The organism is Prevotella sp. P5-64 (assembly GCF_002251285.1).
Classification (GTDB): domain Bacteria; phylum Bacteroidota; class Bacteroidia; order Bacteroidales; family Bacteroidaceae; genus Prevotella.
Genome location: NZ_NPJK01000030.1, coordinates 38,876 through 63,409, shown reverse-complemented (window position 1 = coordinate 63,409; position 24,534 = coordinate 38,876). Strand labels below are relative to the sequence as shown.

Annotated in this window: 20 protein-coding genes; 15 read left to right on the top strand and 5 right to left on the bottom strand. The window is 46.8% G+C overall.

All coding sequences use genetic code 11. The annotated features are described in order from the left end of the window. Positions 1-163 precede the first annotated feature (163 nt). From CIK87_RS05360 to CIK87_RS05310, 10 genes are all read left to right on the top strand, one after another. The gene (locus CIK87_RS05360; RefSeq protein WP_094386132.1) at positions 164-1,237 is read left to right on the top strand and encodes a DUF4468 domain-containing protein; all 1,074 of its coding nucleotides are present in this window, start codon (positions 164-166) and stop codon (positions 1,235-1,237) included. 234 nt (positions 1,238-1,471) lie between these two features. Beyond that, positions 1,472-3,802, top strand: coding sequence for a putative porin (locus CIK87_RS05350; protein ID WP_094386130.1), 2,331 nt, complete (start codon positions 1,472-1,474; stop codon positions 3,800-3,802). A gap of 121 nt (positions 3,803-3,923) precedes the next feature. Continuing rightward, the gene (locus CIK87_RS05345) at positions 3,924-4,559 is read left to right on the top strand and encodes an HD domain-containing protein (RefSeq protein WP_022311107.1); all 636 of its coding nucleotides are present in this window, start codon (positions 3,924-3,926) and stop codon (positions 4,557-4,559) included. 164 nt (positions 4,560-4,723) lie between these two features. After that, positions 4,724-5,968, top strand: a complete 1,245-nt coding sequence (locus CIK87_RS05340) for an MFS transporter (protein ID WP_094386128.1) — start codon at positions 4,724-4,726, stop codon at positions 5,966-5,968. Next, positions 5,968-6,510, top strand: coding sequence for a hypothetical protein (locus CIK87_RS05335; RefSeq protein WP_094386126.1), 543 nt, complete (start codon positions 5,968-5,970; stop codon positions 6,508-6,510). Before CIK87_RS05340 ends, CIK87_RS05335 begins: the two co-directional genes overlap by 1 nt. Before the next feature lie 6 nt (positions 6,511-6,516). Next, positions 6,517-7,239 carry a 16S rRNA (uracil(1498)-N(3))-methyltransferase gene (locus tag CIK87_RS05330; protein ID WP_094386124.1) on the top strand — a complete coding sequence of 241 codons (723 nt, stop codon included), beginning with the start codon at positions 6,517-6,519 and terminating at the stop codon, positions 7,237-7,239. Between the two features lie 156 nt (positions 7,240-7,395). Beyond that, positions 7,396-8,490, top strand: a complete 1,095-nt coding sequence (locus CIK87_RS05325; RefSeq protein ID WP_158216207.1) for a DUF4836 family protein — start codon at positions 7,396-7,398, stop codon at positions 8,488-8,490. Beyond that, positions 8,490-9,134, top strand: coding sequence for an ATP-binding cassette domain-containing protein (locus CIK87_RS05320; protein WP_094386218.1), 645 nt, complete (start codon positions 8,490-8,492; stop codon positions 9,132-9,134). The genes CIK87_RS05325 and CIK87_RS05320 overlap by 1 nt, the downstream gene beginning before the upstream one ends. A gap of 20 nt (positions 9,135-9,154) precedes the next feature. After that, the gene (locus tag CIK87_RS05315) at positions 9,155-10,375 is read left to right on the top strand and encodes a hypothetical protein (protein ID WP_094386120.1); all 1,221 of its coding nucleotides are present in this window, start codon (positions 9,155-9,157) and stop codon (positions 10,373-10,375) included. A gap of 105 nt (positions 10,376-10,480) precedes the next feature. Continuing rightward, the gene (locus tag CIK87_RS05310; protein ID WP_094386118.1) at positions 10,481-13,690 is read left to right on the top strand and encodes a carboxypeptidase regulatory-like domain-containing protein; all 3,210 of its coding nucleotides are present in this window, start codon (positions 10,481-10,483) and stop codon (positions 13,688-13,690) included. Between the two features lie 62 nt (positions 13,691-13,752). Here CIK87_RS05310 and CIK87_RS05305 read toward each other — a convergent pair whose 3' ends face one another. Continuing rightward, entirely contained in the window at positions 13,753-14,001 is a 249-nt protein-coding gene (locus tag CIK87_RS05305) for a hypothetical protein (RefSeq protein ID WP_094386116.1), read from the bottom strand. A gap of 155 nt (positions 14,002-14,156) precedes the next feature. Between CIK87_RS05305 and aspS the strand changes: the two genes are divergently transcribed. The 4 genes from aspS (at position 14,157) to CIK87_RS05285 (ending at position 17,891) form a co-directional block, all read left to right on the top strand. After that, positions 14,157-15,920 carry an aspartate--tRNA ligase gene (gene aspS / locus CIK87_RS05300; protein ID WP_094386114.1) on the top strand — a complete coding sequence of 588 codons (1,764 nt, stop codon included), beginning with the start codon at positions 14,157-14,159 and terminating at the stop codon, positions 15,918-15,920. A 143-nt stretch (positions 15,921-16,063) separates the two neighbouring features. After that, positions 16,064-16,354 (top strand): winged helix-turn-helix domain-containing protein, encoded by a 291-nt coding sequence (locus CIK87_RS05295; RefSeq protein ID WP_022311097.1) that lies wholly within the window; start codon positions 16,064-16,066, stop codon positions 16,352-16,354. Positions 16,355-16,421: 67 nt separating this feature from the next. Continuing rightward, positions 16,422-16,751 (top strand): hypothetical protein, encoded by a 330-nt coding sequence (locus CIK87_RS05290; RefSeq protein WP_094386112.1) that lies wholly within the window; start codon positions 16,422-16,424, stop codon positions 16,749-16,751. Between the two features lie 75 nt (positions 16,752-16,826). Beyond that, entirely contained in the window at positions 16,827-17,891 is a 1,065-nt protein-coding gene (locus CIK87_RS05285; protein WP_094386110.1) for a mannose-1-phosphate guanylyltransferase, read from the top strand. Positions 17,892-17,973: 82 nt separating this feature from the next. On the opposite strand, the gene CIK87_RS05280 is transcribed toward CIK87_RS05285, so the two are convergent. The 4 genes from CIK87_RS05280 to proS form a co-directional block, all read right to left on the bottom strand. Further along, positions 17,974-18,597: a DedA family protein gene (locus tag CIK87_RS05280; RefSeq protein ID WP_094386108.1), complete on the bottom strand. Its 624-nt coding sequence runs from the start codon at positions 18,595-18,597 to the stop codon at positions 17,974-17,976. Beyond that, positions 18,594-20,027, bottom strand: a complete 1,434-nt coding sequence (locus tag CIK87_RS05275; protein WP_094386106.1) for a lipopolysaccharide assembly protein LapB — start codon at positions 20,025-20,027, stop codon at positions 18,594-18,596. The genes CIK87_RS05280 and CIK87_RS05275 overlap by 4 nt, the downstream gene beginning before the upstream one ends. Further along, entirely contained in the window at positions 20,028-21,746 is a 1,719-nt protein-coding gene (locus CIK87_RS05270) for a glutamine--tRNA ligase/YqeY domain fusion protein (RefSeq protein WP_094386104.1), read from the bottom strand. It lies immediately after the preceding gene. Between the two features lie 291 nt (positions 21,747-22,037). Next, positions 22,038-23,519, bottom strand: coding sequence for a proline--tRNA ligase (proS, locus tag CIK87_RS05265; RefSeq protein WP_022311092.1), 1,482 nt, complete (start codon positions 23,517-23,519; stop codon positions 22,038-22,040). A 297-nt stretch (positions 23,520-23,816) separates the two neighbouring features. Between proS and CIK87_RS05260 the strand changes: the two genes are divergently transcribed. Continuing rightward, positions 23,817-24,491, top strand: a complete 675-nt coding sequence (locus tag CIK87_RS05260; RefSeq protein ID WP_022311091.1) for an OmpA family protein — start codon at positions 23,817-23,819, stop codon at positions 24,489-24,491. The last annotated feature ends 43 nt before the right edge of the window (positions 24,492-24,534 follow it).

The window sequence follows — 24,534 nt, the reverse complement described above, 5'->3', positions numbered from 1 at the left end:
TCAAAAAGCGTCATGTGGGCTTTTACTGTCATCGAAAGATGTTCCCCATACTGTCCTTTCAATGATGAAGATGTAAAAAATATAGTTAAATACATACATTTGTTTCACGGAAACATATCTTTTTTGTACTTTTGTCATACAAAAATATGTAAATCTTAAGATTATGAAGAAAATACTGATTGCGATTATCGCTCTTTTCCCCTTGCTGTGCTCTGCGCAGAATGTTAAGCCCTTGACGCCTGAACAGCAGTTGGAACAGGCTCAAAAGCAACTTGAAGAAGCCCAAAAGGCAGTAGAGGCAGCTAAAGCCAATGCTCAAAAAGCCAAGCAGGCAGCTGAGCAAGCCAAGGCCAAGGCTGATGCAGAAAAGGCCAAGGCCGATGCAGAGAAAAAACGCAAAGAAAAGGAGATAGCTGAGAAGCAAGCAGCGATTCAAGCTCAGATAAAAAAGGCTCAGGAAGAGGCGGCTCGGCTCAATGAAGAGGCTGAGAAACTGAATGCCGAAGCCAAGAAGATGAATGCAGAGTCTTCTTCTTCAGCTCCACAGCAGAAAGTGGTGGTAACATCTGACCAGACTAAAACTGTAAAGAAGGAAAGTGTGACTCCCGCACCCAAGCAGGAAAAGCCTGCTCAGTATGGCAGTGTCAATGGATGGTCGGCGATCTCTGCTCCTACTCCAACGGTTCGTCAGGAAGTCAAGCCCGAAGTCGATGTAAATACTGAGGTGAAATATCTTGCGGGCGCGGTGCCATTGGTGGATGGCAAGGTCGTTTTTGAATTAAACCTCGATGTTCCTGGTCAGACCGCGAGTGAAATCTATGATAAGGCTTTCGAATATGTCAACAATCTTACCGTAGACGAGAATCAGAAAGATGATTCCCAGTTGCGCAGCAAGATAGCTATTGTCAATACAAACACTCACTCCATTGCCGCAAAGATGTATGAGTGGTTGGTGTTTGCCAATACCATATTGATGAGTGACAAGGCGGAGTTTTCTTATACATTGATTGTAAATTGTGCCGACACCCATCTTAATGTGAGATTGGAGCGAATCTCTTACACCTATGAGCCCAACCGCTCGACAGGATTTACCGAATCGGCCCATAACATCATAGCCGATAAATACGCACTTAACAAGAAGCAGACAAAGGTCGTGCGTCCTTACGGCAAATTCAGAATCAAAACGATTGATCGCAAGGATGAAATCTTCAACGGATTTGTCAACCTGTTTAATTAATCCGATACATTTATGATCATTAATGATAATATCGATCACAATAACCATTTGAAGACTAAACGCCAGTTGCGACTTTTCAAGATACGTAACGTGCTGAATATCCTTTTTATGGTTATTGCGATTGTTGGTGTAGCAATCTACTTTTTGTCAAGTCACAATGTCGGCATTTATGTAATATTGGCAGCTTGTGTATTTAAGTTCGTTGAATGTAGTCTCAGACTTATTCGCTAAGAGATGAAGAAAAAGCTCGTTTTAGCTCTTTTTTGCGCAGTCAGCATATCACTGTCTGCGCAAATAGATAATAATCAATTTGATCAGATTAATCGTGATGTAATGTTGGATAACTCCAACCCGCGTAAGGTCAATCCCGATAGCCTTGGCTCTGATAAGGAAATTCCTAAGGGTATAAAAGTATGGACGGTTGACAAGCGTTTTGGTGATATTGTTCATTCCACGCCCGATACGCTGTCTCATATGTTTATGAACAGTATTTTTACTACAGGATTGAGAGGCGAGTTCAATACTACCGGCAATCTTGGAGCACCGCGTATCAACCGCATATTCATTGACCGCAGTCTGGATGGTAACTTCATCTTTACCAATCCATACGATTTCTTCGTCACGGATGTGAGCAATTTTCATTTCACCAATACCTTATCGCCGTTTACCAACCTGACCTTCAATACCTGTGGTGACCGACTTACAGGCGAGGACCATTTTACGGCTAAGTTTGGTGTCAATGCTGGTAAGCGCCTTGGTTTCGGCTTCAATTTTGATTATATTTATGGCCGTGGTTATTATTCCAGCCAAAGTACGTCACATTTCAACTATACGATGTATGGTTCTTATCTTGGCGACCAATATCAGGCGCATCTTCTGATGTCGACCAATCACCAGAAAGTGACCGAAAATGGTGGTATCACCAATGACGACTACATCGTTCACCCTGAGTTGTTCCCCGAGAGCTTCGCCACACCAGATATTCCTACGGTGCTCAATCGAAATTGGAACCGTAATGACAATCAGCATCTGTTCTTTACCCATCGTTACAGCCTTGGCTTCCATCGTACCGTCAAAATGACGGAAGATGAGATTGCGGCCAAGAAGTTTGCCATGGCAGCCAAGAAAGACCAGGAGGCACGTGAAGCCCGTGAGAAGGCTGAGCGCGACGACGAAGACTTTGATGAAGAGGAGTTTGATAAAAACCGTAAGCAAGGGCAGAAGTTTGCCGGTCGTCCTGACAATGCCCGCATTGCAGGCAACGAGCCGACAGATACGCTGAAGACCCAAACCCAAGAGCGGCTTCAGATTACAAGTAAAGCTCAGGCAGACAGCCTGCTCGCAGCGCAGCAACAGTTGGCTGAAGATACTTTGTGGACCAAGAAAGAGTATGTTCCAGTGACCAGTTTCATCCATACAGTTGAGCTTAACAATTACAGCCGTATTTATCAAGCCTATGAGACCCCCGAGTCTTATTATGCCAATGATTATGAGATGGATGAAAAGTATACAGGAGATTCCATCTACGACAAGACTCGCCATCTTGCATTGCGTAATACCTTCGCCCTGTCGCTACTTGAGGGTTTCAACAAGTGGGCCAAGGCAGGCGTGAAGTTGTTTGCCGCCCACGAAATGCGCCGTTATGTCCTGCCTGAAAAAGTTGGAACCTCTTCTTGGAGTGAGAACAATATATATATAGGTGGACAGTTGAGTAAATTCCAGGGTAGGACATTGCATTATTGTGCATTGGCTGAATTTGGTATGACAGGAGAGGATGCCGGAAATCTGAAGGTGGATGCTTCGGCTGATTTGAACTTCAACCTCTTTGGAGATACTGTGACTCTTCAGGCTAATGGCTTCTTCCATCGCAACACACCTTCATTCTATTATCGCCATTACCATAGCCGTCATTATTTATGGGATAATGATGGCTTGTCCAAGGTCATCCATTCTCGCATTCAGGGTATGCTCAGTTGGGAAAAGACCAAAACCAAACTGCGTGTTGCCTTCGACGAGATTTCCAATTACACATACTTCGGATTGAGTTATCAGATAGGGGAAAATTATAACCGTTTGAACAATGATGTTCATGTGCGTCAGAGCGGTGATGCCATAAGTTTGCTTACCCTTCAGTTGTATCAGGACTTCAAGTTCGGTCCCTTCAACTGGGAGAATGTCCTTACTTATCAGAAGTCGAGTGCCGAAGATGTATTGCCCGTTCCTCAGCTTAATGTGTACTCCAATCTCTATCTTCGCTTCAAAATCGCCAAAGTCTTGAAGTGCGACTTCGGCGCTGATGTAAGATATTTTACCAAGTACTACGCCCCTGATTATGCTCCTGGTCTGGGCCAGTATGCTGTTCAGGAGGGCCCCAATCGTGTTGAGGTCGGCAATTATCCCATCCTCAATGTCTATGCCAACTTCCATCTTAAGCAGACGCGCTTCTTTGTGATGATGAGTCATGTCAATGCTGGTAGTGGCAATAAGATGTATTTTCTCGCCCCTCATTATCCTCTCAATGACAGCATCTTGAGATTTGGACTTAGTTGGAATTTCTATAATTAACCATACAAGTCCAGTAGTTAGCATAGGTATTGTCACACCAGATACGATATCAAACTTGCACCTCGATAGTGGGTTTGATATCGTATCTATCAACCAATAAACAATCTATTTTGTAACCATCATGCAGCAGTTGAACCTCGACATCATGGAATATGTAGAGAATCATATTCTCCCGCGTTATGCTGATTTCGGCAAAAGCCATGGCTTGAGCCACGTTATGCGTGTTATCAAAAACAGTATGGAACTGGCTCGGTTCACCGGTGCTGATATAGATATGGCTTATGTGGTTGCCGCTTACCATGATTTAGGCATGAATGGGCCTCGTGCCATACATCATTTAACTGGCGGTAAAATACTCGCCAGTGATGCGCGGCTCAAAAAGTGGTTCAGTCCAGAACGTATTGTTATCATGAAGGAGGCTGTGGAGGACCACCGCGCGTCAGCCAGTCGCCAGCCTCGCTCCATTTATGGTAAGATTGTTGCCGAAGCCGACCGCGACCTTGATACCGAGGTGGTCTTCAGGCGGGCAATACAGTTTGGACTTGAGAAATATCCCGATATCACCCCAGAGCAACAATGGGAGCGTTTTGTCATGCATATGACCGAAAAGTATTCCGTCAACGGATATATTAAGCTGTGGATACCCAATTCTCCCAATCGAAACAAGTTGAAGCAGATACAGACCATCATTGAAAGCAAGTCCATGCTCCGTGAGTGGTTTGACATGATTTATCAGCAGGAAGTGTCCAAAACCTAAACCGTTCTTGGGAGTAGATACGCCCGGCACAACGGACATCCACATTCTTCTACATGCTGCTACATCTACTTAAAAAGCGAATAGCGAAAGCAAAAAAACAGACAATTATTTTGTATTATCTATGGTTTACATTACCTTTGTATTAAACTAAAAATTTAAGATCGATGAAAGTGCGTTTATCTTTGATGAACTTCTTGGAGTTCGCGGTGTGGGGTTCATACCTCACCTGTATGGGAATCTACCTCGGTAATATTGGCATGGCCGGACATATTGGCGCCTTTTATGCCATGCAGGGTATCGTTTCTATTTTCATGCCCGCTTTGATGGGAATTATTGCTGACCGTTGGATTCCGGCACAACGCCTTTTGGGTATTTGTCATCTTCTGGCAGCCCTCTTTATGTTTGCGGCAGGATGGTATGGTATGGTTAATGGTGAAGGGGCAAGTTTTGCCATTCTCTTTACATTCTATTCATTGAGCGTTGGCTTCTATATGCCCACCTTGGCGCTCACCAATTCCGTTGCCTATTATTGTCTTGAACTCAAGGGCATGGACACCGTCAAGGAGTTCCCGCCTATTCGTGTCTTCGGAACCGTAGGCTTTATCGTTGCCATGTGGTTTGTCGACATCATGGGCTTCAAGAGTACATACGAACAGTTCTTCGTGTCTGGTGCTTTCAGTCTGATTCTCTTCCTTTATACCTTCAGCATGCCTACCTGTCCGCTGAGTGATGATGATAACAAGCAAAGTCTGGTAGACGCTTTCGGATTGCGTGCCTTTGCTCTTTTCAAGCAGAAGCGCATGGCTATCTTCTTTGTTTTCTCCATGCTCTTGGGCGTCAGTCTGCAGATTACCAACGGCTTTGCCACCCCATTTATCGAGAGCTTCAAGTCGCTGCCCGAATATGCCGGTACCTTTGGCGTGAAGTATCCCGTCATTCTCTACTCTTTGTCCCAGATTAGCGAGACCCTCTGCATCTTGATGATTCCATTCTTCATGAAGCGTTATGGCATCAAGAACGTTATGCTTATTGCCATGTTTGCTTGGGTAGCCCGTTTCGCTCTTCTTGGCGCCGGCAATCCAGGTGCGGGTGTCTGGATGTTCATCCTTTCGATGATTGTTTATGGTGTGGCTTTCGACTTTTTCAATATCTCTGGTTCGTTGTTTGTCAACGACAATACCGATTCGAAGATTCGTTCAAGTGCGCAGGGCGTGTTTATGCTTATGACCAATGGTATCGGTGCAACCCTCGGCTCTTTTGCTGCCCAGGCTGTAGTCACTGCCTATACAGACGCCAATGGCGCAACCCAGTGGGCCACCTGCTGGTACATCTTTGCAGCCTACGCTTTGGTAGTTGGTGTGGCATTCGCCTTTATGTTCAGACCACGTAAAACAGGAGTTAAGGCATAATGGACAAAACCCGCCTATACATAAAGGGAGTGACGCAGTTGAGACAATTCGGCAATATAGGGTTGATTGTCCTCACCGACGCCGACCAGACAAAGCATCTTAGCATGCCTTGCAATATGGATAGACTTTATGATTTGGAGGGTTTCTTCAAGAAGCGACATACGTCTGTAGATGCGTTGATATCCGTCTTATGGACCATTATCAGAGACCACACTGGCGCCCCTTACGAGGTGCATGTTACCGATGTGAGTAGTGGCAAATACAGAATGGAATTACAAGATGTCGAAAAATCAATTGCATACAAGTTGGAACCTACGGCTGCCATCACATTGGCAGCCGTAGCCGATTTGCCTATATACATAAGCCCGCAGCTGTTTGACATACAGGGCGTGGATTACAATCCCGACAACGAGAAAATGTCTTTGCCACTCAATGTGCTTAGTTACGAGTTGTTGGAGAATGCACTTCGTCGGGCAGTCAAGGACGAAGATTACAGGATGGCGATGGCCATCAAACAAGAGATGGATAACAGAAAAAAATAAGAAATTATGAAAGAAGCACGGTATTTTTATGTACCCCAGGCGTCTGCTCAGAACGAACTGCCTGCCGAAGAGGCAGTACATGCCTTGCGTGTGTTAAGATTGGCTTCAGGTGACGAGATGTTTCTCATGGATGGAGATGGTGGCATTTACAGAGCCAAGGTCACTATGACTTCGTCCAAGCATTGCTTTTATGAGATTGTCGAGACGCTGCATCCCGGCAAGGCTTGGCTCGGAAACATCCATTTGGCCATTGCCCCAACCAAGATGATGGAACGTATCGAGTGGATGGCCGAGAAGGCCACCGAGATTGGTTTTGACGAACTTTCCCTACTCAAGTGCGCTTTTTCCGAACGCAAAGTTGTCAACACCGCGCGTTTGGACAAGATAGTCGTTTCGGCCATGAAGCAGAGCCGAAAGCCATTCAAGCCAGTTGTACACGAAATGGTTGACTTCAACACCTTTATCCAGCAACCACGAACCGGCCGCAAGTTTATAGCGCATTGCTATAATGAGGTGCCACGACTCGATTTGTTTACCCTGCTTACAGCCGACGGGGCGGCTGAAGACTGTACGGTTCTTGTTGGCCCCGAAGGCGATTTCTCTATCGATGAGGTTCGCGCCGCCATCGCCAACGGTTATCAGTCTATATCTCTTGGCGATTTCCGCTTGCGCACAGAAACGGCTGGTCTCATGGCCGTAACCATGGCTCAGTTGTCTCTTAGGAAATAGACACCTTATTAATATATAACAATGAAGAAGCTCGCATTTTTATTCATTTTGCTGAGCACGTTGATTGTTTCGTGTTCAGACAGCGATGATTATATGGATGCTGTTCCCAAGAAAAGTCCCTTGGTGGTATCCGTTGATTTGATGAAATACAAGGGTATGGATAGCAATGTCTTTATGCGTTCTCTTTTCCATATCCACAATATGACAACCCGCGGCATAGACCTTGCCCAAAAGGTTTATGCCTTTGAGTCTCCCGAAGGTTTTTATGGCCTTTGTTGCTGTGTGTCCGATGAGGACAACCTCAAGGAGCTTATGGGCAAAAACGGTTTCAAACTCACCGATTTCCGCGAATGTACATTCTCCGTTTTGGGCAATTCCTGGGTAGTGGGTTTCAATGCCAAGTCTCTGCTTGTGATGGGTCCCGTCACTGCGGGCGAGCAGCGCAATCTTATGGTTAAAATGGCCAGTTATCTCAAGCAGGATGCTGACAAAGGTTTGCGTGCCTCCGACTTGGTTCATCAGCTTGACTCTATTCAGGAGCCTATGGCTATGGTTGCTGCCATGACTTCCCTTCCCGAACTGATGCGCTCGTCACTCATGCTTTGTGCGCCCAAGGATATGGATGCCAACCAACTGTATTATCGTGCAGGCATTTCTGTCAGCAGCGATTATGTTCAGGTCGATGGAGCCATATTTGCAAAGAACCACAAGGATGATGAGACCATCAGAGATTACCAGCTCCGCCAGATGGATATTCTTCGTGGCAAATATGCGTCATATATAGACGAGCATAACTTTGTGTCAATCCTCTTGAACAGCAAGACAACGATGACGGAGCTTACCCAGGGGAAAAACGATTTTGACAAACTCTTCTCCGCCTTGAACGTTGGTTCTGATATCAATTACGGGAAGATATTTGACACATCTTCGGGAGAGATGCTGGTCAGTGTTCCTACTCATTCCAGCCAACTTCATCTGCTTGTCTCACGGCTGACAGCCGACTGGCATCAGTTTGTACCTGCTGATATGAGCGAGAAGCCTATCGGCGTAGCCGAAGATGGAACTTTCTTCTTGGGCATTCCATATAAGGATGTTGCACAACACGGGAAATGGGATGCAGTGCTAAAGGGAAAAAGGGCAGCCATGCTCGTGAACCTTGCCGAATTGCAGCGCGTAGCACCGCTGCCATTGCTTCAGAGTGTCCACACGGCATTGGGCAACAGACAGTTGATGGTCTTAACAGTAAAATGATGAAACAGATTCGGTTAAAAAGCGTCGTTCCTCATGTCTTTTCCAGTTGTGCTGACCTGAAATCCGATGTGTGGAACCAGGATGTGACCTTGGAAAAGGGCAAGACTTATTTGGTGGAAGCCCATAGTGGCAGAGGCAAGAGCACCTTCTGCAGTTATCTTATCGGTTATCGCCAGGATTATACCGGCGAATTGCTGTTCGACGATACACCCACGACCACCTTCAGTATGCAGCAGTGGGTTGATGTGCGCCGTTCCGGCATCAGCCATTTGTTTCAGGAACTCCGGTTGTTCCCCGAATTGTCTGCCCATGACAATGTGATGATTAAAAACTCTCTTACCCATCATGTTACGGCCTCTCAGGTAAACCAGTGGTTCGAGATGTTAGGCATATCAGACAAGGTGGATACCCCTATCGCCAATATGTCCTTTGGGCAACAGCAGCGTGTGGCTCTTATGCGAGCCTTGGCCCAACCGTTTGATTTCCTTGTCGCCGACGAACCCATCAGCCATCTTGACGACGATAATGCTGCGGTTATGGCATCGCTCATGATGGAGGAAGCACACCGCCAGGGGGCTGGCGTCATCGTTACCAGTATTGGCAAGCACATGGATTTGGATTATGACAAGGTATTCTGTTTGTAGATTTCTAAAGATTGCTGAAAATGAATTTGATTTGGAAGTTACTGAGCAAACATATAAGTAAAGGCCAACTGTTGGGATTCTTCTTTGCCAATCTCATTGGCTTGACCATCATTCTTTTGGGATTCCAGTTCTATATTGATGTGCTTCCCTGTTTCACAGGCGAAGACAGTTTCATGAACGATGACCAGGTGGTATTGACCAAGGCCGTCCGCTCGTCAAGTGTCGTTTCTGGCCAGACCAATCTTTTTTCTCCAGATGACGTCGAAGACCTGCGAAGCCAGCCGTTTGTAGAATCTTTGGGCGTGTTTTCATCCAACGAGTATCATGCCAATGCGACCATGTCGATTGAAGGCAACACAATTTTCAATTCCGAAGTATATTTCGAAAGCGTACCCGACGAATTTGTTGATATCGACAAGAGTCAGTGGAATTATGCTGAGGGCGATAGAGTAGTGCCCGTACTTCTGCCGAGGTCATATATAACAATGTATAATTTCGGCTTTGCCAAGTCCCATTCGCTGCCTACGCTCTCCGATGGCGTTCTTGGTATGGTCGACATCTCTCTCTTTGTTCAGGGAGATGGCAAGAAAGAGGTGTTCACGGGCAAACTGATTGGTTTCTCTAATAAGATCAGTTCCATACTTGTGCCTCAGTCGTTTATGGATTGGACTAACCGCAACTTCAGTTCTCAATCCCACTCCCAGCCATCACGTATTCTTGTCCATTTTGACAATCCTGCCAGCAAGGAGGTTACCTCATATCTCGAAGACCACGGCTATGAGGTCGACAGCGACCAGATGAACAATGAGAAGACTGCATATTTTCTCAAGTTGGTTGTAGCTCTCGTTATGGTTGTCGGCGCTCTCATCTCTGCATTGAGCTTCTACATCCTCTTGTTGAGCATCTTCTTGCTCGTCCAGAAGAATGAGGACAAGCTGGAGAACCTGCTGTTGATAGGATATACCACGCGCTCCGTAGCATGGCCCTATCAGATGCTTACCCTGGTGCTCAATGTCGGCATACTTCTCGTTTCCATCTGTGCAGTGTTCATATTGAGGGGGTATTATTATGATTATTTGTTGGCATTGTCACCCTCGTTGGACAAGTCGTCACCGATGCTCATGATTGCATTAGGTGTAGGTGTCGTTTTGCTGCTTTCAATGCTCAATTTTATCGTCATTCATAACCGTATCCAACAGATCTGGTATAGTAAAAGGCGAAATAACGGCGTTGTATCATAATTTTAACGCGCTCTTTATGATTAATTAAAAAAAAATACCTATATTTGCACCAAATATTAACAATAGTTACTACGCTGAGTAGTATTTTAACTTAACTTTTATAATATGTTGAGACGTTTAACCATTATTGCTTTAATGATGTTGGCCTTTACAACATCGATTATGGCACAAATTACGACTTCAGGTATTAATGGTAAGGTTACCTCTCAGGGTGATGAGGTTATCGGTGCTTCAGTTACCGCAACCCACCAGCCATCTGGTACCGTGTATCGTGCCGTTACTAATGTTCACGGAAGATTTAACATTCCGGGTATGCGTCCTGGCGGACCCTATAAGGTAGAGATATCTTATATTGGCCATCAGACCAAGACTTTCAACAAGGTTAGCTTGTTGTTGGGTGAATCACAGAACCTTTCTTGTTCGTTGGAAGAAGATGCCAAGATGCTCGACGAGGTTGTCGTTGCTGGCAAGGCAGGTCTTAATGCCACCAAGACAGGTGCGGCACAGAGCATCAATGCCACACAGATAGCCAATATGCCTACCATTACCCACAGCATCGCCGACATTGCGCGCCTTAATCCCCAAATCAATTCAAATGAGCAGGTGGGCTCTATGTCTTTTGCCGGTACAAATACCCGTTACAACGCTTTCCAGATTGACGGTGTAATGAATAATGACGCTTTCGGTCTTACCTACAATGGTAGTAACGGTGGTCAGGCTAATACACAGCCTGTTTCGATGGAAAGCATTGAGCAGATTCAGATCAACATCGCTCCCTTTGACGTTCGTCAGAGCGGTTTCACCGGTGGTGCCATCAATGCCATTACCAAGAGTGGTACCAATACCTTCCATGGTAGTGCTTATATCTATGGCAACAACGAAAAACTCGTAGGTCGTCACTTCCTGAACCATGATGGAACTTACGCTGCACCTTATTCTAAAGAGAGCGAGTCTTTGTTCGGTTTCACTTTGGGCGGTCCCATCATCAAGGACAAGCTGTTCTTCTTCGCCAACTTCGAGAGCTCAGACAAGTCATATCCTAATGACTATGGACTGGGTACCGGTGGCTCTAAGGTAGATGCCGATCTGGCTGTGAAGATTCTTGACGCTGTCAAGGATATGGCACAACGACAGGGTTATGACTACAATGGTGTCTATGCCAACCCCGATATGCGCACTTGGAGCAACAAGGCAAGTGTGAAGCTCGACTGGAACATCAACGACTTCAATAAGTTGTCTGTTCGCTGGAGCTATGTCAACGCCCGTTCTATGAAGGGTGGCGGCGGTATCGCTACTCTGAACACTGGCGACCACATCTATGAGTACAAGTCCAATACCAATACCATCATGGCCGAGCTCCAGTCTCGTCTCAGCCCTGTGTTGAGCAATGAGCTTCGTGCTTCTTATGTAATGGTTCGTGATGCTCGTACTTCTGGTAACCCATTCCCAGCCATCCAGATTTCAAAGGTAGGTAATAACAATGGTTCTGTAAACATCGGTAATGAGTACAACTCAATGGCTAATGGTCTTGACCAGGACGTATTTACCTTCGAGGACAACCTGACATGGTATAAGGGCAACCATACCATCACTATGGGTACACACAATGAGGTGTATAGCTTCTCAAACCTCTTTATCCCAAATCTCTTTGGCTCATATTATTTCCAGAATCCCGATGATTTCTTCAGCTATTATGAAGGTTTCAAGGCTGGCACTCCCGGTATCGGTAAATATATCAACCAGTATTACTTCCAGCAGGCCAATGTAGACGTTACAGGCAATGCCCGTTGGAGAGCCAAGTTCGGTTCTGCCCAGTTAGGTTTCTACATCCAGGACAAGTGGGATATTTCTAACTCTCTGCAGCTTACCTATGGTCTGCGTATGGACCTCCCCTTGTTCTTCGATACTCCTTCTGAGAATGCTCCATTCAACGCGTGGGCTGCCCAGAACGGCTATGGATACAGAACCAATAACAAGCTCAACTCTACACCTATGTGGAGCCCCCGCGTAGGCTTCCGTTGGGATAAGGACAACAAGCACAAGCTCATCGTACGTGGTGGTGTGGGTATCTTCACCGGTCGTGTACCTTTCGTATGGCTGAGCAACAGCTTCTCCAATACCGGTATCCAGATGTCTTCTTACAATGTAAAGCGCAACGATAAGATTACGTTGATTCTGGACCCCAACAAGCAGGCAGAGAACGGTCACCTGCTCAACGCCAGCAGCGGTAACCAGACCATCAACGTCTTTGATAAGGACTTCAAGTTTGCCCAGAACCTTCGTGCCAACCTCGGTGTAGATTTCAAGGCTCTTGGCATCGACTGGACTGCGGAGGCAATCTACAGCAAGACACTGAACGATGTATATTATCAGAACATTGCTTATGCTGAGACCGGCAAGACATTTGGCGACGTGACAGGTATGTATTGGGACAATCGTCCTATGTACGAGCGCGTGACCAAGGGTCTTCCTTTCTCTAACATCTATGCTCTTAAGAACAGCAACAAGGGTTATTCTTACAGCCTCTCACTGAAGGCAGAGAAGAGTTTCGACTTCGGTCTTGACCTTGCTGCTTCTTACACCTTCACACAGTCTAAGAGCCTTTGTCCTGCCACTTCTTCTCAGGCTGCCAGCAACTGGAACAACACCTCTACATATCGTTTCTCCAATGCTCCTGAGTTGGGTTACAGTGCCTACAATCTGCCCCACATGATCAAGGCATCTGCTTTCTACCGTTTCCACATTGCCAACAATAAGAACTTCACCACTACTATCGGTGTTATCTACCAGGGCAGAAGCGGTTCACCTTATTCTATGTTGTATAGCGGAGACCTCAATGGCGACAACGGTCGTGGCAATGACCTGATGTTCATTCCTACTGACGAGCAGATCGACCTGATGCCCTTCAAGGCTCAGGGCAACTATACCGAGGAACTGCAGCGTCAGAACCTGAAGGCATGGTTGGCCAAGACTCCTTATCTCAAGGATCATCGTGGCGAATACTTCAAGCGCAACGCAGACAACCTGCCTTTCGAGAACCACTTCGACTTCCACGTAGCTGAGAAGATGAGCGTGAAGGTGGGCAAGCAGGTACACTCTCTCGAGTTGTCTCTTGACATCCTCAATGTGGGCAACCTCCTCAACAAGGATTGGGGCCGTACCTACGGAACAACTTATTCTAACGAGTTGATTTCTCCTCTGACCTACGATGGTGGCAAGTTCCAGTTCCTCAGCACTCCAGACTATGTCATCAAGTATCCTCAGTCTTACTACAGCCGTTGGCGTGGTCAGCTTGGTCTGAAGTACACATTCTAACGCATAAGACTAACTTCATTATAAATAAGCCTTTCGGGAGCCAGTTTCCTGAAAGGCTTATTTTATTCTTTCATTGTCGAATAAGCGTCGCGCTTTGCCCCTATCTTCTTCGCTTCTCGTGACAATAATGCCTCGATGGCAATAATCTTGTTTTCAGGGTTTGAAATTGTTGTTGCCAATCGCGCAACATGCGATGCTAACCTTGATTTCCTGATTTCATGCTTTGCATTTACTTTATAACTGCCCACGGCATACTTTGATGTCTTTACGGTCATTGGCTTGCAGGCTTGCATGGTGTCGGCTATAGCCATATCCAGTCCAGTGGCAGGGGAAAAGCAAGCGAAGTCGGTCTTGCGCCGTCCACTATTTAGCATTTTAGTTGATACGTTTGAATATTAATTAGTTTTTTGTTTTGTTGTTATCTTCAAATATAGTAATTTTGCATGAAGAATTAATATATATCTTTATGTATAGAACAAAAACATGTGGCGAACTTCGTCTTGCCGATAATGGAGTCGAAGTTACCTTGGCTGGTTGGGTGCAGAAAGTACGCAAGATGGGTGGTATGACCTTTGTCGATTTGCGTGACCGTTATGGTATAACCCAGCTTGTTTTCAACGAATCTGTTAATGCTGCTTTGTGTGAGCAGGCCAATCGCTTGGGTCGTGAATACTGCATCCAGGCTAAGGGTGTTGTCGGTGAACGACAGAGCAAAAATGATAAGATTGCTACGGGTGATATCGAAATCCTCGTGTCTGAGCTCACTGTGCTCAGCCCCAGTGCTGTGCCTCCCTTCACCATCGAGGACAATACCGACGGTGGCGACGACCTGCGTATGAAGTACCGCTATCTCGACCTTCGACGCAATGTGGTGCGTAGCAATCTGGAGCTGCGTCACCGTATGACGATACTTATCCGCAACTTCCTCGATGCACAGCAGTTCATAGAGGTTGAAACTCCAATACTTATCGGTTCTACTCCTGAAGGCGCCCGCGACTTCGTGGTTCCCTCTCGTATGAATCCCGGTCAGTTCTATGCTCTCCCTCAGAGCCCTCAGACCCTGAAGCAGCTCCTTATGGTTGCAGGCTTCGACCGCTATTTCCAGATAGCCAAGTGCTTCCGCGACGAGGACCTGCGTGCCGACCGTCAGCCCGAGTTTACTCAGGTCGATTGTGAGATGAGTTTCGTAGACCAGGAAGATGTTATCTCTCTGTTCGAGGATATGTGCCGCATGCTGTTCAAGGAGGTTAGAGGTGTAGACCTTCCCGCCAAGTTGCAGCAGATGACATGGCATGAGGCCATGCGCCGCTTCGGTTCCGACAAGCCCGACCTGCGTTTCGGCATGGAATTTGTCGAGCTCAAGGATGTATTTGATGGCAAGGCAGACTTTGCCGTGTTCAACGAGGCTGCCTATATCGGTGCGATTTGTGTGCCCGGTTGTGCCAACTACACCCGCAAGCAGCTTGACGAACTCACCAACTTCGTAAAGCGTCCTCAGGTGGGTGCAAAGGGTCTTGTGTACATCAAGTACAACGAAGATGGCTCGGTAAAGAGCTCTGTAGACAAGTTCTATGGCGCAGGAGTGTTGGCAGAAGTCAAGGAAAAGACCGGTGCCAAGGATGGCGATTTGGTTCTGATACTGAGCGGCAGTCCTGCCAACAAGGTGCGCACACAGCTCTGCGCACTCCGTCTTGAGATGGGTGAGCGTCTTGGCTTGCGCGACAAGAATAAGTTTGAGTGTCTGTGGATAGTAGACTTCCCACTCTTTGAGTGGTCAGAAGAGGAGCAGCGTCTCATGGCAACCCACCATCCCTTCACGATGCCCAACCCTGATGATATTCCTCTCTTGGATGAACATCCCGAGCGCGTGCGTGCCAAGGCTTATGACTTCATCTGCAATGGTATCGAAGTCGGTGGCGGTTCGCTCCGTATCCATGACTCCAACCTTCAGGAGAAGATGTTCAAGATATTGGGCTTTACCAAGGAGAGTGCAGAGGCTCAGTTCGGCTTCCTGATGAACGCCTTCAAGTATGGTGCACCTCCCCACGCTGGTCTCGCTTTCGGTCTCGACCGCTTCGTCTCTATCATGGCTGGTCTCGATTCTATCCGCGATTGTATCGCCTTCCCCAAGAACAATTCTGGACGTGACGTGATGCTCGATGCGCCTTCCCAGCTGGCTTCCAAACAGTTGGAAGAACTTAAAATCTCCGTTGATTTGAGTCAAGATTGATAAAATAAAATTACAAAAGTTCTCGATTTTGTCATATTTTCGTACATATATTTGCTGGCAAGTCGATAAATTGTTATCTTTGCATTACAAAAAGTTACAAGATAGAAAGATTGAATGACGTAAGGTTAAATATTTACTAAATTATGACAGAAAAGAAAACAACAAAAGCTGTTGCAACCAAGAAGACTGCAACGACAAAAAAATCAACAGTTAAGAAGGTTGCTTCGAAGAGTGTAGTTGTACTGACAGCAGAGAACGTAGGTTTCAAGGCTGGTGATGTATATCAGGCTCTTGCAACAGCAGAGAAGGCGCTGACAATAGCAGAGATTGCCAAGTTGGCCAACATTACAGAGGATGAAGTCCTCGTAGGAATGGGATGGCTTTTCAAGGAAGGCAAAATCAAAGACGAGGACAACAAGGTTGCTCTTGCATAAATTTAAGTATATGAAGAAAGGGTCACACTTACTTTCAGTTAAGTGTGACCTTTTTTAATGATTTCACATGAATTACGAGAAAGTAATCATAGACCTTTTGTTTGCAGCCGGAGAGGATGGGCTTGCTGTCAAGGACATCTCACGCTATGTCTTCAATGCAAACAATTCCTTTTTTCAGCCTCTCGATTATAATCTCGTCCACAAACAGGTTTCCTCTTATCTAATACGCAACTCCAAAAAGACCGATTCTGTCATCAGAAAAGGTACGCAAAGAGGAACGTATTGTCTGAATCTCAATTCTGAAGTGTTCCGACAGTTGCAATTGCAGTTTGACGAACTCCAGCAAGAAGAAACCTCACCTACATCAGAAGAAGACACGTCGCTGTCTCTATTTTAGAAAATATTCACCCTTTTCTTTTTCCATTTGAAATTATTTTCATACATTTGTAAAGTTATACTAAATATGAAAATAATGAGTAAGAGTAGCAATCACCTTGTGATTATGGCTGGTGGCGTGGGTAGCAGATTCTGGCCAATGAGTACATCCGAGAGACCTAAACAGTTTATCGACGTGTTAGGTGTTGGCAAATCATTGCTTCAACTCACTTACGAGCGTTTCAGTGGTTTCTCCCCAGAGAACATTTGGGTGGTTACCAATCAGAAATATGTAGAGCTGGTGCATCAGCAGCTTCCTGAAATCCCCTATGGGAATATCCTGCAAGAGCCATGTAGGCGAAATACAGCTCCGTGTATAGCCTATGTGAGCTGGCGCATCAAGTCAAAGGACCCCAAGGCCAATGTGGTGGTTACTCCCAGTGACCATATAGTGACCGATGTCGAAGAGTTCCGCCGCATCATCAAGCTCTGCATGGACTTCACCCAGGATTCTGATGCCATCGTAACCTTGGGCATGAAGCCCAACCGTCCGGAGACGGGTTATGGCTATATCAAGGCCGACCTGAGTGTCAGTTCTTTGCGTCAGAAGAAAATTTTCCGTGTTGACAAGTTCAAGGAGAAACCCAATCTTGAAACCGCTCAGGAATATATCAAAGAGAGCGACTACTTCTGGAATGCCGGTATCTTTATCTGGAGTGTCAGCACTATCGTCAACGCATTCAGAGTGTATCAGCCCGCAATAGCCAAGATATTTGAGAACCTGATGCCGGTCTATGGAACGGCAGATGAGCAGCAGATGATTAATGCAGTCTATCCAGAGTGCGAGAATATCTCTGTAGACTACGCAATCATGGAGCGTGTTGAGGAAATCTTCGTCTGCCCGGCCGACTTCGGTTGGAGTGACTTGGGCACGTGGGGAAGTCTGCAGATGCAGACCAAGCACGACCTCTATGGAAATACGCTCATCGGCGAGAAGATTGAGATGTATGAAAGTCACAACTGTGTGGTGCATACCTTGCAGCAGAAGCAAGTGGTTATCCAGGGGTTGGACAACTATATCGTAGCTGAGAAAGATGGTGTGCTGTTGATTTGCAAATTGTCAGAAGAACAGCGCATCCGCCAGTTTAGCGGCGAAGGATAATCAGGGCCGATACAGTGGCTTGATAAAATAGAAAAAGCATCAATCCAAGCGGGATTGATGCTTTTTCTATGGTTGATAATGCTTATTTTCTTTTCTTAAGAAGCCATTTGGCTACGAAGTATACGATGGCAATGCCCACAAGGGCGATGATGCCCAACTTGATATACTCTCCATATTCCATAATCTTGTCGTTGAGTTCCTGCTCGGGAACCACTGAGTGCAGATACCATCCCAGCAGTGCCAGGATGCAGTTCCACAGACCGGCGCCGATGGTGGTGTAAAGGATGAATTTCCAGAATTTCATCTTGGAAAGACCGGCGGGGATAGAGATGAGGTGTCGTATGCCAGGGAGCAGTCTGCCGGTAAGTGTGGCGATGACTCCGTGGTCGTAGAAGAACTTCTCGCTCTTCTCTACCTTTTGCTGATTGAGCAGGCACATGCGTCCCCACTTGCTGTTGGCAAAGCGATAGATGATTGGACGCCCCAAGTAATAACCTGCAAAGTAATTGATAGTAGCACCGCAGTCGGCACCTATCGTTGCAAACAGTATGACAAGAAATACATTGAGGTTTCCTCCGGCTGCATGATAAGCTGAGGGCGATACAACCAGCTCTGACGGTACGGGGATAACGGTGCTCTCCAGCAACATCAGGAAGAATATCGTTCCGTAATTCAGGTTGCCTAATAGTGATGATAACCAGTTCATTTTATAAATTTGTTTTTGATGAATTCGTATAAATCAGTAAATGGTATATTGGGGTGCAGTATGTTGGAAAATACGATAGAGACTTCAGCAGGATTGACCTCGCATCCCTTGCGGAGGGCGTAGAGGAATTCATCCGCGCGTCCCATCTTGGCACAGCAGGCTGCGTTGTAAGCCCAGCCGTCGATGGGGTTGTCATCCTGGTTTTCTATCGTGATGCGCCTGAGGGCATCGTAGGCCAGGTCATACTCCCCATTGTCATAGCAGGCTGTACCTATCTGATAGATGATGAATGGGTCATTGTCGGACAGGGTAATGGCGGTCTCAAATTGCCGTAATCCTTCATCGGTTTCTCCAGCGTCCATATAGATATACCCCTTGATGACATGGAGGTCGGCGATATTGTTTTTGGCAGTGTTGATGCAGTTCTCAATGACCAAGAGAGCTTTGTCTCTTAGCCCCATAGAAGACAGGAGCAGTGCTTTCTGCTTGGAAATATCTATAAACAGCGAACGGTCACCGTTTGCGAGAAGGATAGCCTTGTTGTAATGAATCAAAGCCTCTTCGAGATTGTTCATCTTGACGTAAGTTGAACCGATAAGTGACTCTACATATCCGTCATTGGGACGCAAAGCGCTGTAGCGATGATAGAAATCAAGCGCATCAGCAAGTTGGCCTAACGTGAATTGGCAGTTGGCCTTTGCCAACAAGGCATCTTCGCACTGGGAGTCAATCGCAAGGGCGAATTCGCTGCTTTGCAGGGCTTCAGAGATTTTTCCATTAAGATACTGGGAAGCCGTAAGCTGCGTCCAGTAATAAGTGGAGTAGGGGTCTTGGTCCACCAGCTGCATGTATAGCTCCTCTGCTTGGCTATACTCTTGGTTGAGTAGGTAGCAACGCGCCGATGTCTCGCGATAGTCTTTACCTGATTTGTCGTCGATAAGCTCTATCCATTTCCGGGCACAGTCAAGAGCGTCGTAGTCCAAGAACAAATTGACTACGTCATAAACATAATCGGCTCTTTCGCGAGGAGACAAGTCGTCAATGCCCATGCGGAGATACTCGTCAGCCTCTTCGGGTTTGCCTTCATGGATAAGGATCTCAGCATGTAGATATTTGTAATCATAGTCAGATGTGTCTATGATTTGTTGGGCGTAATACTTAGCCTTTTCTACGTCGTTTTCTCTCAGAAGAGCGTATCGGGAACGGAAAAGGAGCGGCTCTACAGCACTGGGGAAAGTGTAGATCGCCCTGTCAATGGTGCTGAGCGCCTTCTCGTCACATTCGTGGTACTGGTAGTACTCGGCAATGTCCGTCAGGTCTTCTGGGTCAAGATAGAAAGGTTCTCCCTGACTCGTAGATTTCTCATAACGGTCAAGGAGAACCTTGAATTTGTCGGTTTTAAAATAAAGCTCTTTATTAAAATCGATCATTTACTTCTTGTTCTGTTTTGCCCAAGCATCCTTCAAGCCCACGGTCTTGTTGAATACAGGATGCTCTGCTGTCGTGTCGGCATCGGCCATGAAATAACCTATGCGCTGGAATTGCAGATACTCTCCCGGCTGCTTGTTGGCTGCATATTCCTCTACGTAGCAATTGGTGCGTACGCGCAGAGAGTCTGGATTGAGCAGCTCGTGGAAGTCGCGCTCGTCGGCAGAGGGGTTCTCTACAAAGAAGAGGCGGTCGTACTCTCTTACCTCTGCCTGGATGCAGTGATCGGCGCTAACCCAGTGGAGTGTACCCTTAACCTTGCGGTTGGCACCTTCCAATCCGCTCTTGCTAAGAGGGTCGTACTCTGCAAAGATTTCTGTGATATTGCCCTCTGCGTCCTTCTCACAGCCGGTGCATTTGACGATATATGCGTTCTTGAGACGTACCTCCTTGCCAGGAGACATTCTGAAGAACTTCTTGGGAGCATCCTCCATGAAGTCTTCACGCTCAATCCACAGGTGCTTGGAGAAAGTGATGTTGTGTGTACCTTCCTCGATGTTCTCGGGATTGTTGACTGCTTCCATCTCTTCCTGCATGTCGTCAGGATAGTTGGTAATGGTCAGCTTGACGGGATCCAATACGGCAGAGACACGAGTGGCCTTCTTGTTGAGGTCATCGCGAACAGCTGCCTCAAGCAAAGCGACGTCATTAAGGGCATCAAACTTGGTGTAACCGATTGAGTCTATGAAGTTGCGTATACTCTCAGGAGAGTAACCGCGACGGCGCATACCACAGACTGTAGGCATACGAGGGTCATCCCAACCATTTACGAGATGCTCGTCAACCAGGGTGTGCAGCTTGCGCTTGCTCATTACGGTATAGGTAAGGTTGAGACGGTTGAACTCAATCTGGCGTGGACGGTTGTCCTGCAGGTTGTCGTCGCTGCCGTCTTTCTCTTTGAGGAAGTCGATAAACTTGTCGTACAGAGGGCGATGGGGAACAAACTCAAGTGTACAGATGGAGTGGGTAACGCCCTCAAAGTAGTCGCTCTGACCATGAGCAAAGTCATACATGGGGTAGCAATACCACTTGGTGCCAGTGCGGTGGTGGGGAGTATGGATGATGCGATACATAATGGGGTCGCGGAAGTGCATATTGGGATTGGCCATGTCAAGTTTGGCACGCAATACCATGCTGCCTTCAGTGGCTTCGGGCGTATTCATGAACTCGAACAGACGAAGGTTTTCCTCTACGGGACGGTCGCGATATGGGCTGGCGATACCTGGGGTTGTAGGAGTGCCTTTCTGCTGGGCAATCTGCTCAGAGGACTGCTCGTCAACGTATGCCAAGCCTTTCTTTATCATCCAAACAGCAAATTCCCACAGCTTCTCAAAATAGTCGGAAGCGTAATAGATGTTGCCCCAATGGAAACCTAACCACTCAATGTCGTGGAGGATATTCTCAACGTATTCATTGTTTTCTTTGCTGGGGTTGGTGTCATCAAAACGGAGGTTGCAGACACCATTGTACTTCTCGGCGACACCAAAGTCCATGCAGATGGCTTTGGCGTGACCTATATGCAGATATCCGTTAGGCTCAGGGGGGAAACGAGTCTGGATACGGCCTCCGTTCTTACCTTCGGCCAAGTCCTGCTCGACGAGTTGTTCAACGAAACTTAAGCTCTTCTTCTCTTCAACTATATTTTCTTCTTTAGTTGTCATAGTGATAATTGTTTAATTTAATGCAAAGATACTGCAATTCAAGCATAATACAAAGGGTTCGACTTATTTTTTCATCCCTGCGGCTATACATATTTATATATAAGTGGCTGCGATGCTTTCTTTCTGGCGTCTGATGCATCTATGGCTTGTTAGCGCAGCCTGGGCGCGTCCCTTTATGCTCATTCATGTAATATATATCCCTGTCTGAAAGGTATTCCTTATTCAGACAGGGATATGAGAGGAAACTTCTGACATGATAATGTCTGCGTTTCGATTGGATTTAGTCTGTTTTTAATAGCTTCGGGCAATCAGCACACGACACTTGCTGGGCTTGCCGGTAACCATATCCACGCCCGGAGTCTGCTCGTAATCGAAGGGCACGCAGCGTATGGTTGCCTGGGTGTCTTCCTTGATTTTGGCCTCGGTCTCGGCTGTGCCGTCCCAGTGGCAGAGGAAGAAGCCGCCATCTTTCACGCGGGTCTTGAACTCCTCATAGTCGTCACATACATATACGTGGGCGTCGCGGAATGTCTTGGCCTTGAGGAAGATGTGCTCCTGAATGTCCTCGAGCAACTGCATCACGTGTTCTACGATGCCGTCAAAGCTGACGGTCGCCTTTTCAAGTGTGTCGCGACGCATAACCTCGATAGTATTCTCTTCGTAGTCGCGTCCACCCATAACCAGACGCACGGGCACACCCTTCAATTCGTAGTCGGCAAACTTGAAGCCAGGGCGCTTGTTGTCGGAGTCATCATACTTGACGCTGACACCGAGTTCTCTCAGCTTGTTGATCACGGGGCTCAGCTTATCACTGATGGCCTGCAGCTGTTCGCCGCCTTTGCTGATAGGTATGATAACCACCTGGATAGGAGCGAGCTTCGGAGGAAGTACCAATCCGTTGTCGTCGCTGTGGGTCATGATGAGCGCACCGATAAGGCGGGTAGACACACCCCAGGAGGTAGCCCATACATACTCAGGCTTGTTATCCTTGTTCAGGAAGGTAACGTCAAACGACTTGGCGAAGTTCTGACCAAGGAAGTGGCTGGTTCCGCTCTGCAAAGCCTTGCCGTCCTGCATCATTGCTTCGATGGTATAGGTGTCCAATGCGCCTGCAAAGCGCTCGGTTTCGCTCTTTACGCCCTGGAATACAGGTACGCCCATCCACTTTTCTGCGAACTCGGCATATACATGCAGCATCTTCTGAGCCTCTTCTTCGGCCTCTTGGCGAGTGGCGTGGGCTGTATGTCCTTCTTGCCACAAGAATTCCGATGTGCGCAGGAATGGACGCGTGCGCATCTCCCATCTCATCACGTTACACCATTGGTTGCACATCAAAGGTAAGTCACGGTAAGAGTGAATCCAGTTCTTGTAAGTATTCCAGATGATGGTCTCAGAGGTAGGACGGATGATGAGTTCTTCCTCCAACTTGGCGTTGGGGTCCAATACTACGCTGTTTCCGTCGTCGCTTGACTTGAGTCGATAGTGAGTAACAACCGCACACTCTTTGGCGAATCCCTTTACGTGTTCAGCCTCACGAGAGAGGAATGATTTGGGGATAAGCAGAGGGAAGTAGGCATTCTGGGCACCAGTCTCTTTGAACATCTTGTCGAGCTGGGCCTGCATCTTCTCCCATATAGCATAGCCATATGGCTTGATAACCATACATCCGCGTACCGCTGATTGTTCTGCCAAATCGGCTTTTACCACTAAGTCATTGTACCACTGACTGTAATTGTCTGCTCTCTTGGTGAGCTCCTTCAGTTCTTTAGCCATTTTATATCTTTTGTTTGTTTCTTTGTGCTTGGGGTGCATCAGGTCAGACTTGTGCTGATTACCTTGATGCGCCTGATTATTGCCTCAAATGTATTTATATTCAACAATATTGTGCAAAATTACGAAAAAAACTCCTCAAAACGCATAGAAATTTAGAAAATCATTATATCTTTGCAGTAAATAATATAAGGTGGAAGGTCGCAGTGCGACTTTTTGATACCAGAAGTGATAAACAAATGTGTGGTCCATAAGGACTGATATGCTAAGACAAGGATAATAATTAAAATTGATGACAAGATGAGACTCAAGATTACAGCACTATTATTGTGTGTACTTACTGTGCTTGGATGTGAGACCAAGCAGGGAACCGGAACTCTCGTTGGAACAGGTGGTGGTGCCGTGTTGGGTGCCATTATCGGTAAGATAGCTGGCAATACTGCCGTTGGTGCTGCCATTGGTGGCGTTGTAGGAGCGGGAACCGGTGCAATCATTGGCCGACATATGGACAAGGTGGCCGAGCAGGCCAAGGCTCAGGTGGAAAATGCCAAGGTTGAGCAGGTGACCGACAAGAATGGTCTTTCTGCCGTCAAGGTGACTTTTGACAGTGGCATTTTGTTTGCTACCAATAAGTCTGACCTCAACGCCACATCCAAGAACGAGTTGGCAAAGTTCTCTAATGTGCTGAAGCAGAACACCGACTGCTATGTAGATATCTATGGACACACCGACTCTACAGGCAACGACGGAATCAATATCCCTCTTTCCAATTCTCGTGCACAGAGTGTGGCCACTTATCTGAGACAGTGCGGAATCAGCGATGTCCAGATGAAGAAGGTTGAAGGCTACGGCAGTTCTCAGCCCGTTGCCGACAACTCTACAGCCAGCGGACGCCAGCTCAATCGCCGTGTAGAGATTTATCTGTATGCTTCACAGGCAATGGTAGATTCTGCCAATGCCGGTAAACTCAATTAAATCAACATTATTATTAAGATAAGGGCACACCGGTTATGGTTTG

Coding starts and splice junctions, on each gene's coding strand:
- CIK87_RS05305 (WP_094386116.1), bottom strand. CDS start 14,001: ATGGCTATAGCCGACACCATGCAAGCCTGCAAGCCAATGACCGTAAAG.
- CIK87_RS05350 (WP_094386130.1), top strand. CDS start 1,472: ATGAAGAAAAAGCTCGTTTTAGCTCTTTTTTGCGCAGTCAGCATATCA.
- CIK87_RS05360 (WP_094386132.1), top strand. CDS start 164: ATGAAGAAAATACTGATTGCGATTATCGCTCTTTTCCCCTTGCTGTGC.
- CIK87_RS05315 (WP_094386120.1), top strand. CDS start 9,155: ATGAATTTGATTTGGAAGTTACTGAGCAAACATATAAGTAAAGGCCAA.
- CIK87_RS05260 (WP_022311091.1), top strand. CDS start 23,817: ATGAGACTCAAGATTACAGCACTATTATTGTGTGTACTTACTGTGCTT.
- CIK87_RS05290 (WP_094386112.1), top strand. CDS start 16,422: ATGAATTACGAGAAAGTAATCATAGACCTTTTGTTTGCAGCCGGAGAG.
- CIK87_RS05310 (WP_094386118.1), top strand. CDS start 10,481: ATGTTGAGACGTTTAACCATTATTGCTTTAATGATGTTGGCCTTTACA.
- CIK87_RS05340 (WP_094386128.1), top strand. CDS start 4,724: ATGAAAGTGCGTTTATCTTTGATGAACTTCTTGGAGTTCGCGGTGTGG.
- CIK87_RS05325 (WP_158216207.1), top strand. CDS start 7,396: ATGGATAGCAATGTCTTTATGCGTTCTCTTTTCCATATCCACAATATG.
- CIK87_RS05295 (WP_022311097.1), top strand. CDS start 16,064: ATGACAGAAAAGAAAACAACAAAAGCTGTTGCAACCAAGAAGACTGCA.
- CIK87_RS05275 (WP_094386106.1), bottom strand. CDS start 20,027: ATGATCGATTTTAATAAAGAGCTTTATTTTAAAACCGACAAATTCAAG.
- CIK87_RS05270 (WP_094386104.1), bottom strand. CDS start 21,746: ATGACAACTAAAGAAGAAAATATAGTTGAAGAGAAGAAGAGCTTAAGT.
- CIK87_RS05330 (WP_094386124.1), top strand. CDS start 6,517: ATGAAAGAAGCACGGTATTTTTATGTACCCCAGGCGTCTGCTCAGAAC.
- CIK87_RS05345 (WP_022311107.1), top strand. CDS start 3,924: ATGCAGCAGTTGAACCTCGACATCATGGAATATGTAGAGAATCATATT.
- CIK87_RS05320 (WP_094386218.1), top strand. CDS start 8,490: ATGAAACAGATTCGGTTAAAAAGCGTCGTTCCTCATGTCTTTTCCAGT.
- proS (WP_022311092.1), bottom strand. CDS start 23,519: ATGGCTAAAGAACTGAAGGAGCTCACCAAGAGAGCAGACAATTACAGT.
- aspS (WP_094386114.1), top strand. CDS start 14,157: ATGTATAGAACAAAAACATGTGGCGAACTTCGTCTTGCCGATAATGGA.
- CIK87_RS05285 (WP_094386110.1), top strand. CDS start 16,827: ATGAGTAAGAGTAGCAATCACCTTGTGATTATGGCTGGTGGCGTGGGT.
- CIK87_RS05280 (WP_094386108.1), bottom strand. CDS start 18,597: ATGAACTGGTTATCATCACTATTAGGCAACCTGAATTACGGAACGATA.
- CIK87_RS05335 (WP_094386126.1), top strand. CDS start 5,968: ATGGACAAAACCCGCCTATACATAAAGGGAGTGACGCAGTTGAGACAA.